Annotated in this window: 20 protein-coding genes; 12 read left to right on the forward strand and 8 right to left on the reverse strand. The window is 72.9% G+C overall.

Annotated elements, in window-relative coordinates:
* Positions 1-48: 48 nt before the first annotated feature.
* The 5 genes from P2F65_RS13565 to P2F65_RS13585 all read left to right on the forward strand — a co-directional run bounded on the left by P2F65_RS13565 (position 49) and on the right by P2F65_RS13585 (position 3,634).
* Positions 49-336: a DUF6703 family protein gene (locus tag P2F65_RS13565; protein WP_275808629.1), complete on the forward strand. Its 288-nt coding sequence runs from the start codon at positions 49-51 to the stop codon at positions 334-336.
* A gap of 71 nt (positions 337-407) precedes the next feature.
* Positions 408-1,367 carry a metal ABC transporter substrate-binding protein gene (locus P2F65_RS13570; protein WP_275808632.1) on the forward strand — a complete coding sequence of 320 codons (960 nt, stop codon included), beginning with the start codon at positions 408-410 and terminating at the stop codon, positions 1,365-1,367.
* Entirely contained in the window at positions 1,364-2,215 is an 852-nt protein-coding gene (locus P2F65_RS13575) for a metal ABC transporter ATP-binding protein (RefSeq protein ID WP_275808635.1), read from the forward strand. Before P2F65_RS13570 ends, P2F65_RS13575 begins: the two co-directional genes overlap by 4 nt.
* Positions 2,208-3,221, forward strand: a complete 1,014-nt coding sequence (locus tag P2F65_RS13580) for a metal ABC transporter permease (RefSeq protein ID WP_275808638.1) — start codon at positions 2,208-2,210, stop codon at positions 3,219-3,221. The genes P2F65_RS13575 and P2F65_RS13580 overlap by 8 nt, the downstream gene beginning before the upstream one ends.
* A complete protein-coding gene (locus P2F65_RS13585) occupies positions 3,221-3,634 on the forward strand; it encodes a Fur family transcriptional regulator (protein WP_275808642.1) in 414 nt (137 codons plus the stop codon). The genes P2F65_RS13580 and P2F65_RS13585 overlap by 1 nt, the downstream gene beginning before the upstream one ends.
* Here the strand turns inward: P2F65_RS13585 and P2F65_RS13590 are convergent.
* From P2F65_RS13590 to P2F65_RS13600, 3 genes are read right to left on the reverse strand one after another with little or no spacing between them, the layout of a single operon-like run.
* Positions 3,631-4,413 (reverse strand): isoprenyl transferase, encoded by a 783-nt coding sequence (locus tag P2F65_RS13590; protein ID WP_275808644.1) that lies wholly within the window; start codon positions 4,411-4,413, stop codon positions 3,631-3,633. The two genes, P2F65_RS13585 and P2F65_RS13590, sit on opposite strands and share 4 nt — an antisense overlap.
* Positions 4,410-5,204, reverse strand: coding sequence for a DNA repair protein RecO (gene recO / locus P2F65_RS13595; protein WP_275808647.1), 795 nt, complete (start codon positions 5,202-5,204; stop codon positions 4,410-4,412). Before recO ends, P2F65_RS13590 begins: the two co-directional genes overlap by 4 nt.
* A gap of 58 nt (positions 5,205-5,262) precedes the next feature.
* Positions 5,263-5,805, reverse strand: a complete 543-nt coding sequence (locus tag P2F65_RS13600) for a DUF6448 family protein (protein WP_275808650.1) — start codon at positions 5,803-5,805, stop codon at positions 5,263-5,265.
* A 159-nt stretch (positions 5,806-5,964) separates the two neighbouring features.
* Here P2F65_RS13600 and P2F65_RS13605 point away from each other — a divergent pair, with 159 nt between their 5' ends.
* Together P2F65_RS13605 and P2F65_RS13610 are read left to right on the forward strand one after the other, a co-directional pair.
* Positions 5,965-6,216, forward strand: coding sequence for a hypothetical protein (locus P2F65_RS13605; protein WP_275808652.1), 252 nt, complete (start codon positions 5,965-5,967; stop codon positions 6,214-6,216).
* Positions 6,200-6,826 carry a hypothetical protein gene (locus tag P2F65_RS13610; RefSeq protein ID WP_275808655.1) on the forward strand — a complete coding sequence of 209 codons (627 nt, stop codon included), beginning with the start codon at positions 6,200-6,202 and terminating at the stop codon, positions 6,824-6,826. Before P2F65_RS13605 ends, P2F65_RS13610 begins: the two co-directional genes overlap by 17 nt.
* Here the strand turns inward: P2F65_RS13610 and P2F65_RS13615 are convergent.
* A complete protein-coding gene (locus tag P2F65_RS13615; RefSeq protein ID WP_275808658.1) occupies positions 6,814-7,194 on the reverse strand; it encodes a DUF805 domain-containing protein in 381 nt (126 codons plus the stop codon). The genes P2F65_RS13610 and P2F65_RS13615 overlap by 13 nt on opposite strands.
* 133 nt (positions 7,195-7,327) lie before the next feature.
* Here P2F65_RS13615 and P2F65_RS13620 point away from each other — a divergent pair, with 133 nt between their 5' ends.
* A complete protein-coding gene (locus P2F65_RS13620) occupies positions 7,328-7,837 on the forward strand; it encodes a diadenosine tetraphosphate hydrolase (RefSeq protein ID WP_275808661.1) in 510 nt (169 codons plus the stop codon).
* Here P2F65_RS13620 and P2F65_RS13625 read toward each other — a convergent pair.
* The gene (locus P2F65_RS13625; RefSeq protein ID WP_275808663.1) at positions 7,820-8,305 is read right to left on the reverse strand and encodes an META domain-containing protein; all 486 of its coding nucleotides are present in this window, start codon (positions 8,303-8,305) and stop codon (positions 7,820-7,822) included. The genes P2F65_RS13620 and P2F65_RS13625 overlap by 18 nt on opposite strands.
* A 40-nt stretch (positions 8,306-8,345) precedes the next feature.
* Positions 8,346-8,738 carry a DUF2237 domain-containing protein gene (locus P2F65_RS13630; protein WP_275808666.1) on the reverse strand — a complete coding sequence of 131 codons (393 nt, stop codon included), beginning with the start codon at positions 8,736-8,738 and terminating at the stop codon, positions 8,346-8,348.
* Positions 8,739-8,895: 157 nt separating this feature from the next.
* Between P2F65_RS13630 and P2F65_RS13635 the strand changes: the two genes are divergently transcribed.
* The 4 genes from P2F65_RS13635 (at position 8,896) to P2F65_RS13650 (ending at position 12,612) form a co-directional block, all read left to right on the forward strand.
* Positions 8,896-9,501, forward strand: a complete 606-nt coding sequence (locus tag P2F65_RS13635; RefSeq protein WP_275810656.1) for a methyltransferase domain-containing protein — start codon at positions 8,896-8,898, stop codon at positions 9,499-9,501.
* Positions 9,502-9,559: 58 nt separating this feature from the next.
* Positions 9,560-10,189 (forward strand): alpha-ketoglutarate-dependent dioxygenase AlkB, encoded by a 630-nt coding sequence (locus P2F65_RS13640; RefSeq protein WP_275808669.1) that lies wholly within the window; start codon positions 9,560-9,562, stop codon positions 10,187-10,189.
* A 79-nt stretch (positions 10,190-10,268) separates the two neighbouring features.
* Entirely contained in the window at positions 10,269-11,426 is a 1,158-nt protein-coding gene (locus P2F65_RS13645) for a hypothetical protein (protein WP_275808672.1), read from the forward strand.
* 79 nt (positions 11,427-11,505) lie between these two features.
* Positions 11,506-12,612, forward strand: a complete 1,107-nt coding sequence (locus P2F65_RS13650) for a hypothetical protein (RefSeq protein WP_275808675.1) — start codon at positions 11,506-11,508, stop codon at positions 12,610-12,612.
* Positions 12,613-12,645: 33 nt separating this feature from the next.
* Here the strand turns inward: P2F65_RS13650 and P2F65_RS13655 are convergent, their stop codons facing one another.
* Together P2F65_RS13655 and P2F65_RS13660 are read right to left on the reverse strand one after the other, a co-directional pair.
* The gene (locus P2F65_RS13655; protein ID WP_275808677.1) at positions 12,646-13,842 is read right to left on the reverse strand and encodes a 4-hydroxybenzoate 3-monooxygenase; all 1,197 of its coding nucleotides are present in this window, start codon (positions 13,840-13,842) and stop codon (positions 12,646-12,648) included.
* A 9-nt stretch (positions 13,843-13,851) separates the two neighbouring features.
* Positions 13,852-15,312, reverse strand: a complete 1,461-nt coding sequence (locus tag P2F65_RS13660; protein WP_275808690.1) for a benzaldehyde dehydrogenase — start codon at positions 15,310-15,312, stop codon at positions 13,852-13,854.
* Positions 15,313-15,369 lie beyond the last annotated feature (57 nt).

Here is a 15,369-nt window from a genome sequence, read left to right on the forward strand (position 1 = left end):
TATGCCGCCTGCTCAGCTGCCGCTGCCCCCTGTCGTAGGGTGCGGGGCGTGTCCTCGAGCTTCCGCACCTCCGTCGAGAAGGCCAGCCTCCCGCTGCTGACCCGCCTGAGCCGCCTCCCCCGGGCCGTGCCCTTCCTCGCCGTCCTGGCCCTGCTGGTGGGCGGCATCCTCATCCCGGGCTGGGGCTGGGTGCTCACCGCCCTGGTCGCCCTCTTCCTGGCGTGGATGCTCTACCTCGGCTGGCCGCGCCTCACCGGCGTCGAGCGGCTGATGCGCGTCGCGGTCATCCTCCTCGCGGCGGCGATCGCCGTCACCCAGGCGGTTCCCCGCACCTGAGCCGAGCTGCAGCGCCGCTCACGCGGACACGGTTTTGACAATCATTCTCATTCCGGATGAGAATGATTGTCATGAAGGCCCGCCTGCTCCCCGCCCTCCTGTCCGCCGTCACCCTCGCCGGCGTGACCGCGTGCGGCAGCCAGGCAGGTGCCGGCACCTCGGGGGACGGCGACCTCGAGGTCGTCGCGGCCTTCTACCCCTTGCAGTACGCCGTCGAGCAGGTCGGCGGCGACCGCGTCAGCGTCACCGGCCTGACCAAGCCCGGCGTCGAGCCCCACGACCTCGAGCTGACCCCCAAGGCGGTCGCGACCGTCTCCGGCGCCGACTCCGTGGTCTACCTCAAGGGCTTCCAGCCCGCCGTCGACGACGCCGTTGCAGACCAGGCCGCGGACAAGGGCTTCGACGTCACGCCGTCGGCGCGACTCGACCTGGCCGCCCAGCCGCACGGCCACGAGGGCGAGAGCGAGGCCGAGCACGACGCGCACGCCGAGGAGGAGCAAGCCGAGGGCAGCGCCGACCCGCACTTCTGGCTCGACCCGCAGCGCTACGCCGATGTCGCCGACGCCATGGCCGCGAGGCTCGCCGAGCTCGACCCCGAGCACGCCGACGAGTTCCGTTCCCGCGCAGCGGACTTCACGTCGCGGCTGACCGCCCTCGACTCCGAGTTCAAGGCCGGGCTCAAGACCTGCGACAGCCGCGATCTCGTGACGAGCCACGCCGCGTTCGGCTACCTCGCCGAGGCGTACGACCTCCACCAGCAGGGAATCAGCGGCCTCACCCCCGAGGCCGAGCCCGACCCCGCCACCCTGGGCCGGATCGCCTCCTTCGTGAAGGAGGAGGCAGTCACGACCGTCTACGCCGAGACGCTGGTGAGCCGGGCCGTGGCTCAGACCCTCGCGCGCGAGACGGGTGCCCGGCTCGCGGTGCTCGACCCGATCGAAGGCCTCACGGACCAGTCGGCCGGCAAGGACTACTTTGAGGTCATGCGCAGCAACCTCGGGGCCCTCCGCGCCGGCCAGGGCTGTCAGTGAGCGCCGAGCCGTCAGCCGCGGCACCGGCCGCGGCCGACACACCGGTCATCGCCCTCGAGCACGCCTCCTTCGGCTATGCCGAGGCGCCGGTCGTGCGCGACGTGACGCTCACCATCGCACCGGGTGAGGTCGTGGCGCTGCTCGGCGCCAACGGGTCCGGGAAGTCCACGCTGGTGAAAGGGCTGCTGGGACTCAACGACCTCATGGGTGGCCGCGCCCGCCTGTTCGGCGTACCGGTCGAGGACTTCGACGAGCACCCCCGTCTCGGCTACGTGCCCCAGCGGCACACCCTGTCGTCCTCGGTGCGCGCCACGGTCGCCGAGATCGTCGAGGTGGGCCGTCTCCCCCACCGGCGCTGGTGGCAGCCCCGGGGAGGCCGGGGCGAGGGTCGCTTCATCGACCGCTGCCTCGACGTGGTGGGCCTGAAGGACCGCTCGGGGGCCGACGTCACCACCCTGTCCGGGGGCCAGCAGCGACGAGTGCTCATCGCCCGCGCGCTCGCCTCCCACCCGGACGTGCTGATCATGGACGAGCCCACCGCCGGCGTCGACGCCGCCAACCAGGAGGTGCTCGCCGGGGTGCTGGCCCGCCTGGCCCGCGGCGGCACCACCATGCTCATCGTGACCCACGAGCTGGAGGCGCTGTCCGACATCGTCACCCGCATCGTGGTGATGTCGGGCGGTCGGGTCTCCTTCGACGGCACGCCCGCGCAGTTCGGCCGGGCCCGCAACACCCTCGGCGCCGTCGGGCACGACCACCACCACCCCGACGAGGTTGCGCCCGCCTCCGGGCTGGCGGGCGCGACGCCCACCGGCCCCCTCGACCCGCGGAGCCTCACCCATGACTGAGCTGCTCTCCTACGACTTCATGCGCCAGGCGCTGGTCGCCGCCCTCCTGGTCGGGCTCGCCGCTCCCCTGGTGGGCGTCTTCCTGCTTCAGCGCCGCCTCTCGCTCATCGGTGACGGCATGGGGCACGTCGCCCTCGCCGGTGTCGCCGTCGGCGTCCTCACCGGCACCGCGCCGGTGCTGACCGCCCTCGTGGCAGCCGTGGCCGCGGCCGTGGTGATCGAGGTCATCCGGGCCCGGGGCCGCACCAGCGGCGACGTCGCCCTCGCGGTGATGTTCTACGGCGGCATCGCCGCCGGCGTGGTCATCATCGCCAAGTCGCCCGGCGGCAGCCCGGCCAACCTCACGGCATACCTCTTCGGTGCCATCACCACCGCGAACGCCGCCGACCTGTGGGTGTTCGCCGGCCTGGCCGTCGTCGTCGTGGTGGGCACCACCCTTCTGCGGCCGTGGCTGTTCGCCGTGGCCAACGACGAGGAGTACGCCCGCGCCATGGGCCTGCCCGTCACCGGGCTCAACGTCGCGCTGGCCGTGCTGACCGCTGTGACCGTGGTGGTCTCCATGCGTGTCGTCGGCCTGCTGCTGATCAGCGCCCTGATGATCATCCCCAACGCCACCGCCCAGCTCCTCGGGGGCAGCTTCCGGGCCTCGGTGCGGTGGGCCGTGCTCATCGGGGTGCTTGCCAGCGTCGGTGGCGTCGTCATCTCCTTCTACGCCGAGACGCCCTCGGGCGGCACCATCGTGCTGCTCGCCATCGGCGCCTTCGTCGTCGTCGCGGCCAGCACCGCGGTCGCCGCTCGCCTGAGGTCGCGCCAGCACCGCCGCGCCGACACGCACCACCAGCACGAGCACGGTGACGAGTGCGGGCACCCGGCCATCGTCCACGGCGACCACGTCGACTACCTGCACGACGGGCACCGGCACGCCGCCCATGAGGGCCACTACGACGAGCACGGCGCCGAGCCCGCAGGCGCGACAGCAGGACACGACCGGGAGGTGGGCCACTGATGGCCGCGACGACGAAGGCGGCGTCCGAGTCGGGTCGCCGCCCCACCAAGCAGCGCGCGGCCGTCGCAGCCGTCCTGGCCGACGTCGACGAGTTCCGCTCTGCCCAGGAGCTGCACGCCCTGCTGCGTGAGGCAGGCGAGAAGGTCGGCCTGGCCACGGTCTACCGGACCCTGCAGTCGATGGCCGCGGACGGCTCGATCGACATGCTGCGCACCGCCGAGGGTGAGGCCGTCTACCGGGCGTGCAGCACCGGGCACCACCACCACCTCGTCTGCCGCGGGTGCGGCAGGACGGTCGAGGTGGAGGGACCCGCGGTCGAGCGCTGGGCCGACAAGATCAGCGAGGAGCACGGCTTCTCCGACGTGCAGCACACGCTGGAGATCTTCGGCACCTGCGCCGACTGCCAGCGCTAGGCGGTGGGCTGGTCGACCGCCCCGCCGTAGCGGCGGTCGCGCTCGGCGTAGGTCTGGATCGCCTCCCACAGGTGGCGCCGGTCGTAGTCGGGCCAGAGCGTGTCCTGGAAGACCATCTCGGCGTAGGCGCTCTGCCACAGCAGGAAGTTCGACGTGCGCTGCTCCCCCGAGCTGCGCACGAACAGGTCGACGTCGGGCATGTCCGGCTCGTCGAGGAAGCGGGCGATGGTGCGCTCGTCGATGGAGCCCGGCTTGAGGTTGCCCGCCTTCACCTGCTCGCCGATGCGCTGCACGGCGTCGGCGATCTCGGCCCGGCCGCCGTAGTTGACGCAGAAGTAGAGCGTGAGGCCCGTGTTGTGCCTCGTCAGCTCCTGGGCGACCTCGAGCTCCTTGATGACCGAGCCCCACAGCCGTGGGCGCCGGCCGACCCAGCGCATCCGCACGCCCCACTCGTGCAGCTGGTCCCGCCGACGTCGGATGACGTCGCGGTTGAACCCCATGAGGAAGCGCACCTCCTCGGGCGAGCGCTTCCAGTTCTCGGTGGAGAAGGCGTAGGCCGACAGGTGACCGACGCCCGCCTCGATGGCCCCGGCGACGACGTCGAGCAGGGCCGCCTCGCCCGCCTCGTGGCCCTTGGTGCGCGGCAGCCCGCGCTGGTTTGCCCAACGGCCGTTGCCGTCCATGACGATCGCGACGTGATGGGGCACCAGCTCGGCGGGCAGCCGCGGGGGCGTGGCGCCGCTGGGATGCGCGAACGGCCGCGCGTAGGGACCGCTCATGCCTTGGCCTCGACGCGCAGCGGGGTCACCTGCGCGGGCGGCGCATCCGGCCGCGGGCTGGGATCGCGGCGCTCGACCAGCCGCAGAGAGCGCACCCCGCGCTCGAGGTGCCACTGCAGGAAGGCCGTCGCCAGGCCGGTGCCCTCGCGGCGGTGCCGCACCTCGGAGGCGTCGGCGACCACCCAGTCGCCGGCGAGCAGCGCGGCCAGCAGCTCGAGCGTCTCCGGCGCCGGCGCCGCGGAGCCGGGCGGACGGCATACCGGGCACACCGTGCCGCCGGCGGCGAGGTTGAACGCGCGGTGCGGGCCCTCGGCACCGCACCGGGCGCAGTCGTGGAAGCTCGGCGCCCAGCCCGCGATCGCGAGGGCGCGCAGCAGGTAGGCATCGAGGACGAGGCCGGGGTCGTGCGCGCCTTCTGCCATCGAGCGCAGGGCGCCGGCGAGCAGGAGGTACTGCTGCAGCGACGGCTCACGCTCCTCGGTGAGCCGGTCGGCGGTCTCGAGCATCGCGGTGGCGGCGGTGTAGGTCGTGTAGTCACGCGCCAGCACGTCTCCCCAGCTGGCGAGCGTCTCGGCCTGTGTCACCGTGTCGAGGCTGCGGCCCTCGTAGCACTGCAGGTCGACCATCATCGCCGGCTCGAGGCGCGCGCCGAACCGCGACTTGGTGCGGCGCACGCCCTTGCCCACCACGCGCACCTTGCCCTGGGCGCGCGTGAGCAGCGTGACGATGCGGTCGGCCTCGCCCAGCTTCTGGGTGCGCAGCACGATGGCCTCGTCGCGGTAGAGCGGCATGGACCCATTCTCTCCCGACGCGGTCCAAAAGCCGGTATGCCGGGTGCCCGCGTGCCCGCTAGGCGTGGTGGTGCGCTGCCCGCTCGCCCTCGGAGTGCGCCGGGGCCTGCAGCGTCTGGTGGACACTGTGGCAGTAGACCTCGAAGCCGAGCATGGCCTCGACATGGCGCCGTGCATCAGCGAGAGATCGGCTCCTGACGTCCTCGAGGCTGCGCACCTCGGCCAGCCGGCGCTCGACCTGGTCCGTGAGCTCGGCGGTCAGGAAGCGAGCCACCTCCCCGGCGTCGCCGCTCAGCACCGCGCGCTCGGCAAGGGGAATGACCGGACCATGCGAGAGCCCCGGAGGTTTGAGTCCGGTGTAGGGAGCGCCCTCACCGGCCCGGTGCAGCCGGACAACGGTCTCGAAGAAGTGTCGGTCCGCGACGACCCTGGCCTGACCGCCCAGGACCCGCGCGTCCGTCACCTGGTCGAAGACCGCTGTGACCTCGGCCTCGGCCTCTTCCGGGACGTAGGGCAGGACCAGGGCGACGTCCTCGGCATCGAGCGCCAGACGCGCCGCGGAGACGACGGGACCGTCGAGGGAGTCGCAGTGAGGTGGCATCTCGCTTCTCCGTCCGCGAGCCGACGATCGAGGCCGGCTCGACTGAGTCCACGCTAGGCGCCCGGGCAGTCGTGTGCAGAGGCCAAGGTCCCGTCAGCCGATCGCACCGGATGCCACGACGTCCAGACCGAGAGGGCCCGGCTCCCCTAGCCTTCGGTCATGGTGACGGTGGTGGTGGCAACAGTCGTGGGGGCGGAAGCAGCAGCGGAACGGCTGTGGGCGGAGGCGTCTCCTCTGGTCCCCGGGGAGAGCGGAGGGGCCTTGGTGCTCGTGATGCTGGTGAGCTGGGCGCTCCTCGCCTTCGTGGCCTACCTGGTCATCAGGCTGGCCGTTCGTCATGCGCTGCAGGACGTCGCCCGCGCCTCCGGGTCCGACGTCGAGCGACGGACCGGTCATGTCGACGCCGAATAGTGCCGGGGCAGAGCCGTTTTTCGAGCCCCTGCCCGAGCGGCAGCGGGTCGAGGACCACCGACCGGTCTACGTGCAGATGCCGTGGCAGCCGCCGGTCAACGTCGTGCCGGTCTCGGTCGGCGGCACGGTCGTGCTGGGCCGCACCGACGACACCGTGGTGGCGGTGGCCGGCTTGGAGGTCTACCCGGCCGGCATGGCGTTCACGGTGCAGACCTGGCAGCGCCCCGGCACCGAGCTCGTCGACGACGAGTGGGCCTGGAGGAACGCCGTCCGCATCGGCGTGCTGCTCGAGGACGGCACGAAGACCGGGGCCGCGCGTGAGGACCTGCCGGAGAACCTCAACATCGTCCCCGAGACGCCACGCATCGCACAGCTCGGCGGCGTCCAGGGCGGGATCCACGACAGGTGGCAGCACTGGCTGTACCCGCTCCCCAGAGGTGAGCGCTGGACCTTCGTCGTCGAGTGGCTGGCACGCGGCATACCCGAGACCCGGACGGCGTTCGACGCACGCCCGGTGCACGAAGGCGCGGCGGCGTCGGCAGGCCCGCTGTGGGAGCTGCCGACGCCGCCGGAGGGTGCGGAGGACGGCTGGTTCGGCTACGCCGGCTGAGCGGCCACGGCCTTGGGGGACTGACCCCACGCATTGTGGCCCTTGCAGTCCTGCAGCGCGAAGAACAGCACGACGAGACCGCCGATCGGGATGAGCGACAACAGCATCCACCAGCCGCTGCGGCCGGTGTCGTGCAGGCGTCGCGCCGTCACCGCCAGGCTCGGCAGCAGCAGCGCGAGCGTCACCAGCATCGTGACCGGGCCGTAGCCCGCCGTCTGGGGAAGGCCCGCGCCGCTGTCGATGACCGTGGCCACCACGGCGACGATGAGGTAGAAGAGGACGAACCACCAGTACTCCGAGCGGCGGGCCCGACCGGAGAAGGTCGCGTACTTCGACAACACGGTCTGCACAGCGGTCATGAACGACATCGGCGTCCCCCTCGTGAGGCGGCCGACCCTGCGTCGACCGAGGCTCATGGGTGGTGCCAGTGCCGTCGGCCGGCACGGCGACACGCCGCAGCTCGGGCGCCGGCCCACCCCCGCGCCGTTACGCTGCACGGCCGTGACCTCGACCAAGGCCCCCCATGGCGACGACTGGCGCGCGGACCGCGTGGGCTCGGCACTGCGCGGTGAGAACCCCGCGGTGCTGCGCCGGCTCGCGGGCCGGTTCGCGGTCATGGGTGACGTGCAGTTCCTGCCGGGCAACTGCGTGCTCATCACCGACACGCCCGGCACGGATCGGCTGACCGACCTGCCGAGGCAGGAGCGGCTGGCCTTCCTCGGCAGCATGGAGCTGCTCGGCGAGGCGGTGCATACGGTGTGCGCGCGACGCGATCCGCACTTCCGGAGGGTCAACCTCGAGATCCAGGGCAACCACGACGCCTTCCTGCATGCGCACGTCTGGCCCCGTTACGAGTGGGAGGGGCCCGACCACGTGTGGCGTCCGGTGGCCCTGCACCCGATCGAGCGGTGGCGCGCACCGGAGCCGGAGACCGTGCTCGGGCCCCCGCACGACGACCTGCGCGCAGCCCTGACGGCCGAGCTGGACCGCCTGTCAGCCCGCAGGTTCTGAGCTCAGCCCGAGCCAGTGGTCGTCCCAGAGCAGGGAGAGCGTCGGCCCGCTGAGCTCGAGCCGCGGCCGCGCCTGCAGCATCTCCCCGACCCACTCCTGCTGGCGCGTCAGCGCCGGCTCGCAGCCCATCTCGGTGCCCCCGAGCCCGTCGACGACGAGCGTGCTGTCCACGACTCTGACGGTTCCGGTCAGCACGTTGCACCCCGTCGTGGCGCGCAGCGACGTGCCCTCGAAGGTGAGCGCGACGCTTGAGCCCTGCACGACCGGCGACGGTGCGCCGACGTCGTTCACCGCGGTCCACGCGCCCTGCAGGTCGGCCACGCCGCGGACGGGGACCGAACCATTGGCGTTGTCCTCCCCGCCGGGGTCGACGAGGGTGCGCACCACCATCGCCAGTCCCAGGGCCGCGACGACCGCGAGCACGGCGACGACGGGGACACGTCGTGTGGCTGTGCCTCTGGCCCTCATGCCCGTGGGACGCACCATCGGGGGCAGCGGTTCCGGAGCGTCACTGCTCGAGCGAGCTCGGGTCGGTGGGGACGTCGACGGCATGCTCCTGCAGAGCGGCGAGGGGCACCAGCTGCAGCACCGCCTCGTTGGTCGCCGCCAGCACCACCGGCGCGGCCACGCCGTCGGCGCGGGCCCTGGCCCAGTTGAGCGCCGTCACGCACCAGCGGTCTCCCGGCACCAGGCCGGGGAACCGGTACTCGGGCACCGGCGTCGACAGGTCGTTGCCGATGCTGCGCTGGTGCGCGAGGAACTCCGCCGTGACCACCGCGCAGATCGTGTGGCTCCCGAGGTCCTGCGGCCCTGTGCTGCAGCAGCCGTCGCGGAAGAAGCCGGTCACCGGGTCGGTGCCGCACGGTTCGAGGTCGCCGCCGAGGACGTTGCACTCCGTCATCGCCCCAGCATCGCGCCGCAGGTGCGGCGGGTGCCAGCGCACCACGCCGATCGCGATGACCCGCCTGTGGGGCTGGGTGGCACGCCTTCCGTGACCGGCGGCCGTGGTGGAGACTCGACACGTGGCCGGATGCTGTGACCCGCGGGGGTGCGACCAGATGTTCGGCTCCGGGTTCTCCGGGCGGATGGCCAGGAGGTATCGACGCCGGGGACTGGACCGGACGGCGACGCGCATGGTCGACTTCCTCGCCGCCGACGGCCTGACCGACGCCACCGTGCTCGAGATCGGCGGCGGCGTCGGCGAGATCGGCATCGAGCTCCTGCGCCGCGGCGCCGCGACGGTCGTCTCCCTGGAGCTGTCCACCGCCTACGACCACGACGCGCACCGGCTGGCACAGGATGCCGGAGTGGCCGACCGGGTCCGGCGGAGCATCGTGGACATCGCCGCGACGCCGGACGAGGTGGGGCCCGCAGATGTGGTCGTCCTCCACCGGGTCGTCTGCTGCTACCCCGACCACGAACGGCTCCTCGCTGCGGCGGCCGACCACTGCCGCCACCGGCTGGCGTTCAGCCACCCACCTCGCCACCTCGGCAGCCGCGCACTGTTGGCGGCGGAGAACACCTTTCATGCCCTCATGGGCCGCGAGTTCCGCACCTACGCCCACCCTCCGGCGGAGATGCTGGCGGTGCTGGTGGGGCACGGCCTTCGACCGGTGTCCACCGAGCAGAGCGGCATGTGGCGGGTGCAGGCGCTCGCCCGGTGACCGGGGATGCCCCTCAACCTCTAGAACAGGTGTTCGAACCTGTCGTAAGGTGGGCGCCATGAGCATGGCACTCCAGGGCTCGCTGCTCGACGTCGCCGACCGCCTCGAGCTGCGCTCGCTCGGCCGCGGCCCCCAGCGCACCCTTCTGGCGAGAGGCGCCTGGGTCGACTACCGACCCGGTTGGCTGGCCGGGGCGGACGAGCTGTTCGACCACCTGCACCACCACGTGCCGTGGCACGCCGAGCGACGCGAGATGTACGAGCAGATGGTCGACGTCCCTCGCCTGCTGAAGTTCTACAGCGAGGGCGAGGCGCTGCCGCACCCGGTGCTCGTCGAGGCGCGCGAGCGGCTGAGCCGCCACTACGCCGGCGAGCTCGGCGAGCCCTTCGTCACCGCCGGCATGTGCCTCTACCGCGACGGCCGCGACTCGGTTGCCTGGCACGGCGACCGCATCGGCCGGGCCAGGGACCTCGACACCATGGTCGCGATCCTCTCCGTGGGGTCGGCGCGATCGCTGATGCTGCGACCTCGCGGAGGTGGGAAGTCACTCGGCTTCTCCCTCGGGCACGGCGACCTCGTCGTCATGGGCGGCTCCTGCCAGCGCACCTGGGACCACTGCATCCCCAAGACCGCCAAGACGGTGGGGCCACGGATCTCGATCCAGTTCCGCCCCCGCGGCGTGCGCTGAGGGCCACCCCCGACTTGGCGCAATGGCCCCTCACCCGGGGTCGCACCGCGGCACACTCGTGCTGGACGGGGGGTGGGGCATGCGACAGCGTCGAACCGGTTTCGCCATGGGTGTCGCCACGGCCGCCGCGCTCTCGGCCTGTGCGGTCCCCGCCGCTCTGCGCGGTGACGAGGTGCCGGCCGGGTGGGAGCGCGTCAGCGTGGGCGGGCTCACCCTCACCGGCCCCGTCGAGCCCTACCAGCCGGGGCGGCTGCTGGCATCCGGCCTCCTGCACGGACGCCCCTGCCTGGTGGAGCTGACGGTAGAGGGGGCCGCACGCTGCCTCCCGGACGGCGACACCTCGCCCGCAATCCCCTCTGCCACAGCACTTTCCACCAACGGTGACGTCATCCTCGCCGTCGAGTGGCAGGACATGGGCGACGCGACGCCACCCGTCGTCTGGGCCGGCGACGACGCCAGGCTCGCCCGCGAGTCACTGGCGCCCGGACCCGACGGCAACGCCACCGCGTTCGTCGACGCCGCCACCTCCGACGACGAGGCGATCGTGGTCGGCACGGTCCCCTCAGCTGCGTGCCCGCACGGCGCCGTGTCCGCCTGGACGGTTCGCTCGCCCGGGCTGACCCCGTTCGGCGCACAGGGCCCCTGCGTCGACGCGGGCAGCCCCTCCCCGCTCCGGGCGGACACCGGCGACGGGTGGCTTCTCGTGGCCGGCCCGCTGTTCGCCCCCGGCACGGTGCCCTCCGCCAGTGGTCTGACCCAGATCTGGTTCGCCACCGCCGAGGACGAGGAGTGGAGCACGGCCGAGTGGCACCACGTCACGACGACCGACGCAGCCGACCTCGTCACCGACGTGGTGGTGGCGGTGGATGGGGTGGTCGCCGGCAGCCGCGCGGGCCGACCGGTCCTGGTGACGGTCTCGGGTGACCGCGCCACCACCGTCGACGTCCCCGACGACGCGCTCGAGTCCACCTCGCCCACGGTGCTCGTGGCCGACCCCGGAGTGGGCGGCCAGCCGGTCGTCCTGGCCGTGCAGGCCCTGCGCGGCACCCGGGTGTGGACCCAGCGCCAGGACGGCTGGTATGCCGTCGACGGCCCCCGCGGGCTGCTCACCTCCGCGGTCGAGATGGAGGACGCGACCTACGTGGCCGTCCGCGACGACGACGCCGAGGTGACCCTCTGGGTGCGCCGTCGCACGGCCACGGACGCCAGCCCACCGGCATACCGCGCGCAGCGCTGAGGTGGCCCACCCGGCGCACCCCAACCGGCTGCGCAGTGCCTGGCCATTCCTCCACACTGTCGGGGTGCACAGGGGGCGGGTGAGGCGCGGTCGTGCGGTCGCGGTGGCAGTCACCGCGGCGGCGGCAGTGGCCACGGTGACCGGGTGCGGTGGCTCGGCCCCCACCCCGGCCACCACGGCGCCGCCGACGACCACCGGCAGCACCGGCGCGGGGACGGCCTGGCATGAGGTGCGGCTCGACGGCGCCCGGGCGGTCGGCCCGCTCGTGCCCGACGGCGGCCGCGGCGTGCTCGTGCCCGCCGACCGCGCCGGCGCGACGGGCTGCCTGGCGTTCGTGTGGGGCGGGCAGTTCCGCGGCTGCCTCGAGGACAGCGCGACCCAGCCGCACCCGATCGGCCGGCCGATGGTCTCGGCCAGTGGGAACGTGCTCACTGCCGAGACCGACTCGCCGACACCCAGGATGTGGGTGGGAGGCGATTGGGGAGACGGTGGCTCGGCAATGCTCGGCGCCACCGAGCACGCCCTGGTGACCCACGGAGGGGCGTCCGATGACGACCTCGCCCTCTTCGGCAGCGCCGTCACCGCTGCCTGCCCCGACGGGGCGCTCGCCGTCTGGATGCCCGACCTGTCCGGCTGGCGGGTCCGGGGCGGCGAGGCCGCCTGCGTCGCCGAGGACTCGCGCGCCGACGTGGTCGGCTCGGTGCGCGACGGTGCGGTGCTGGTCTCCGGGCCAGATGTCCGCGGCAGGCCGCAGGCCTGGCTCGTCAGCACCGACAGCGACTCGTGGGACGACGCCACGTGGCAGCGCGTCCCGCTGCCCAAGGTGCTCGACCGGGTCACCGACGTCGACTACACGTACACCAGCACGCTCGCGGGCACTGGAGGAGAGCGCGCGGTCGTGGTGCTCGATGGTGCCAAGCCGGCCTGGGTCGCCGACGAGCGGGTGGACCTCCGGCACCCGACGGTGCTGATCGCCGACGACGGCTTCGTGGACGACCCGGTGGTGGCGCTCCAGGGCCCTGCCGGCCCCCGGCTCTGTCTGCTCAGGGCGTCGTGGACCTGCGTGGACGGCCCCCGCGGGCAGCTCACCGGAGCCGAGGTCAGCGAGTCCCTGGTCTACCTGACCGTCCGCGACGACCACACCCGCGTGTGGCAGGCAGACGCCGCCGACCTGTTCGACCACTGAGGGCCCGACCCGGGGCGGACCCGCGCGCTGCGGCTACTCCCGGCCGGGCCAGCCGGTGTAGGCCTCGGCGAGGAACGTCGAGCCCGCCCTGGAGGTGACCACCGACGTCAGCTCGCCGACCTGCCGCCGCACGTCGAAGTCCGAGGCGTCGGGGAGCCGGTGCAGCATCGTCGTCATCCAGTAGGAGAAGTGCTGGGCGCGCCAGACCCGCTGCAGCGCCCGCTCGCTGTAGTCGTCGAGGGCGTCCCGGTCACCGGCGACGAACCGCTCGAGGCACTCGTGGAGCACCCGCACGTCAGCCAGGGCGAGGTTCAGCCCCTTGGCGCCGGTGGGCGGCACGGTGTGGGCGGCGTCGCCGGCGAGCACCATGCTGCCGTGGCGCATCGGCTCACAGACGAAGCTGCGGAAGGGCAGCACCGTCGTGTCGGTGATGCGGCCCTCCTTCAGCCGGAACCCGTCGCCGGCGACCCGCGCCTGCAGCTCCTCCCAGATGCGGTCCTCGGGCCAGTCCTCCACCCGCTCCGTCGGATCGCACTGGAAGTACATGCGCTGCACCGACTCGGTGCGCTGGCTGATGAGCGCGAAGCCACGGTCGGAGTGCGCGTAGATGAGCTCCGGCGCGCTGGGGGGCGCCTCGCACAGGATGCCGAACCACGCGAACGGGTACTCGCGGAAGAAGTGTCGGCGCTGCGCCTCGGGGATCTCGTGCCGGCAGATGCTGCGCGAGCCGTCGGCCCCGACGAGCACCGAGCACCGCACCTCGCTCGCCCGGCCGTCCGCGTCGGTGAAGGTGATCCGTGGCTCGTCGGTCGTGACGTCGTGCACGGCGACGTCACTGACGCCGAAGCGCACGTCGCCGCGGTCGCGCTCCCGGGCCGTCGCGAGGTCCATGAAGACGTCGGTCTGGGGGTAGAGCCAGACCGACTCCCCCACCAGGTCCTTGAAGTCGATGCGGTGGCCGGTGCCCCCGAAGCGCAGCTCGATGCCCTCGTGCTCGTGGCCCTCGCGCAGCACCCGGTCGGAGACGCCGGTGTCGACCAGCATCCGCACGCTGTCGTGCTCGAGGATGCCGGCCCGCACCGTCTCCTCGATCTCGCGGCGGGTGCGGTTGTCGACGACGACCGAGTCGATGCCCGAGCGAGCCAGCAGGTGCGAGAGCATCAGCCCGGCCGGGCCACCGCCGACGATGCCGACGGTGGCCCGGGTCAGGGCCTGCGTGGGTGCGCCCATGCGGGCAGCCTAGAAGGGGTAGGGCGTGATGGAGCCCTGCATCGTGACCCACTGGGTCTCGGTGAAGGCCTCCACGTTGGCCTCGACACCGCCGAAGCGGGTGCCGGTGCCTGAGAACCCGACGCCGCCGAACGGCGCGGTCGGCTCGTCGTCGACGGTCTGGTCGTTGATGTGCACGATGCCCGAGGGAATCTGGCCGGCGATGTCCCAGGCCTTCATGACGTCCCTCGTCAGGATGCCGAGCGACAGGCCGTACTCGCTCTGGGTGGCCAGGGCGATCGCCTCCTCGACCGTCGAGAACCGCGCCACCGGCGCGACCGGACCGAACACCTCGTCGGAGAAGGCCGGGTGGTCGTAGCCGCTCTCGGCGAGGACGGTGGGGCGGTAGAACAGGTCCTCGTAGGTGCCGCCCGCCGCCAGCCGAGCCCCCGCAGCCTGCGACCGCGTGACGAGGTCGTGGATGCGGTCGCGCTGGTGCGCGTCGATCACCGGGCCGAGGGGCGCCTCCGAGGTTGCCGGGTTCCCGACCGGGATGTGGTCGGCGGTGGCCGCGAGGCGCTCGACGTACTCGTCGTAGATCCGCTCGTGCACCAGGTGGCGACCGGTCGTCATGCAGATCTGGCCCTGGTGCAGGAAGGAGCCCCACGCACCGGCCGACACGGCTGCCGGCAGGTCGACGTCGTCGAGCACGATGAGGGCGTTGTTGCCGCCGAGCTCGAGGTGGGCGCGCTTGAGCATCCGGCCCGCGGCCTCGCCGACCTTGCGACCGGCAGCCGTCGAACCGGTGAAGGAGATGATCCGCACGCGCGGCTCCTCCACGAGCGCGCTGCCGACCTCGACGCCGCCGGGGAGCACGTGGAACAGGCCCTCGGGCAGGCCCGCCTCCTCGAGGATCGCGGCGAGGAAGAGGCCACCGGAGACGGCCGTGCGCGGGTCGGGCTTGAGGATCACCGCGTTGCCGGTCGCCAGCGCCGGCGCGACCGATCGGCTGGCCAGGATCTGGGGGAAGTTGAACGGCGAGATGACGCCGACGACACCGGCGGGCACGCGGCGCGCCATGCTCAGCCGGGGCTGGGCGGTGCGCAGCAGCTGGCCGTACGGCGCCTCGGCCGTGGCCGCGCCGGTGTGGAACTCCCCTGCCACCAGGCTCGCCTCGAACGCTGCCTTGCCCTGGCCCGAGCCGGCCTCGCGCACGAGCCAGTCGGCGAGCACGGGGGCGTGCTCCTCGACGAGGCGGGCGGCGTTGCGCATCACCCGCGCCCGCTCCGTGTAGGGCTGGGCGGCCCAGTCCCGCTGGGCCTTCGCAGCCACGTCGACAGCGCGGGCGACGTCGTCGGCGGTCGCCACGCCGTAGGAGCCGATGGTGGTGCCGGTCGCGGGCTCGACGACGTCGTGCGCCCCTGCGGCGCCACCCGTCCAGCCCGAGCTGTAGAGCCGGCCGGACCAGGCCTGCGGATCGAAGAACGTCATGCGGTGCCTCCTGGTGTGGGGTCGTTGACTTGGGCTGCTGTGCTCATGGTCCCTCTC

Origin of the sequence: Knoellia sp. p5-6-4, assembly GCF_029222705.1 — a bacterium.
Taxonomy (GTDB): domain Bacteria; phylum Actinomycetota; class Actinomycetes; order Actinomycetales; family Dermatophilaceae; genus Pedococcus_A.

Excerpts from the sequence above, each read along its gene's own strand:
- P2F65_RS13570 (WP_275808632.1), top strand. The coding sequence starts at position 408 with ATGAAGGCCCGCCTGCTCCCCGCCCTCCTGTCCGCCGTCACCCTCGCC.
- P2F65_RS13580 (WP_275808638.1), top strand. The coding sequence starts at position 2,208 with ATGACTGAGCTGCTCTCCTACGACTTCATGCGCCAGGCGCTGGTCGCC.
- P2F65_RS13585 (WP_275808642.1), top strand. The coding sequence starts at position 3,221 with ATGGCCGCGACGACGAAGGCGGCGTCCGAGTCGGGTCGCCGCCCCACC.
- P2F65_RS13590 (WP_275808644.1), bottom strand. The coding sequence starts at position 4,413 with ATGAGCGGTCCCTACGCGCGGCCGTTCGCGCATCCCAGCGGCGCCACG.
- recO (WP_275808647.1), bottom strand. The coding sequence starts at position 5,204 with ATGCCGCTCTACCGCGACGAGGCCATCGTGCTGCGCACCCAGAAGCTG.
- P2F65_RS13600 (WP_275808650.1), bottom strand. The coding sequence starts at position 5,805 with ATGCCACCTCACTGCGACTCCCTCGACGGTCCCGTCGTCTCCGCGGCG.
- P2F65_RS13605 (WP_275808652.1), top strand. The coding sequence starts at position 5,965 with ATGGTGACGGTGGTGGTGGCAACAGTCGTGGGGGCGGAAGCAGCAGCG.
- P2F65_RS13610 (WP_275808655.1), top strand. The coding sequence starts at position 6,200 with ATGTCGACGCCGAATAGTGCCGGGGCAGAGCCGTTTTTCGAGCCCCTG.
- P2F65_RS13615 (WP_275808658.1), bottom strand. The coding sequence starts at position 7,194 with ATGTCGTTCATGACCGCTGTGCAGACCGTGTTGTCGAAGTACGCGACC.
- P2F65_RS13625 (WP_275808663.1), bottom strand. The coding sequence starts at position 8,305 with ATGAGGGCCAGAGGCACAGCCACACGACGTGTCCCCGTCGTCGCCGTG.
- P2F65_RS13630 (WP_275808666.1), bottom strand. The coding sequence starts at position 8,738 with ATGACGGAGTGCAACGTCCTCGGCGGCGACCTCGAACCGTGCGGCACC.
- P2F65_RS13635 (WP_275810656.1), top strand. The coding sequence starts at position 8,896 with ATGTTCGGCTCCGGGTTCTCCGGGCGGATGGCCAGGAGGTATCGACGC.
- P2F65_RS13640 (WP_275808669.1), top strand. The coding sequence starts at position 9,560 with ATGAGCATGGCACTCCAGGGCTCGCTGCTCGACGTCGCCGACCGCCTC.
- P2F65_RS13645 (WP_275808672.1), top strand. The coding sequence starts at position 10,269 with ATGCGACAGCGTCGAACCGGTTTCGCCATGGGTGTCGCCACGGCCGCC.
- P2F65_RS13655 (WP_275808677.1), bottom strand. The coding sequence starts at position 13,842 with ATGGGCGCACCCACGCAGGCCCTGACCCGGGCCACCGTCGGCATCGTC.
- P2F65_RS13660 (WP_275808690.1), bottom strand. The coding sequence starts at position 15,312 with ATGACGTTCTTCGATCCGCAGGCCTGGTCCGGCCGGCTCTACAGCTCG.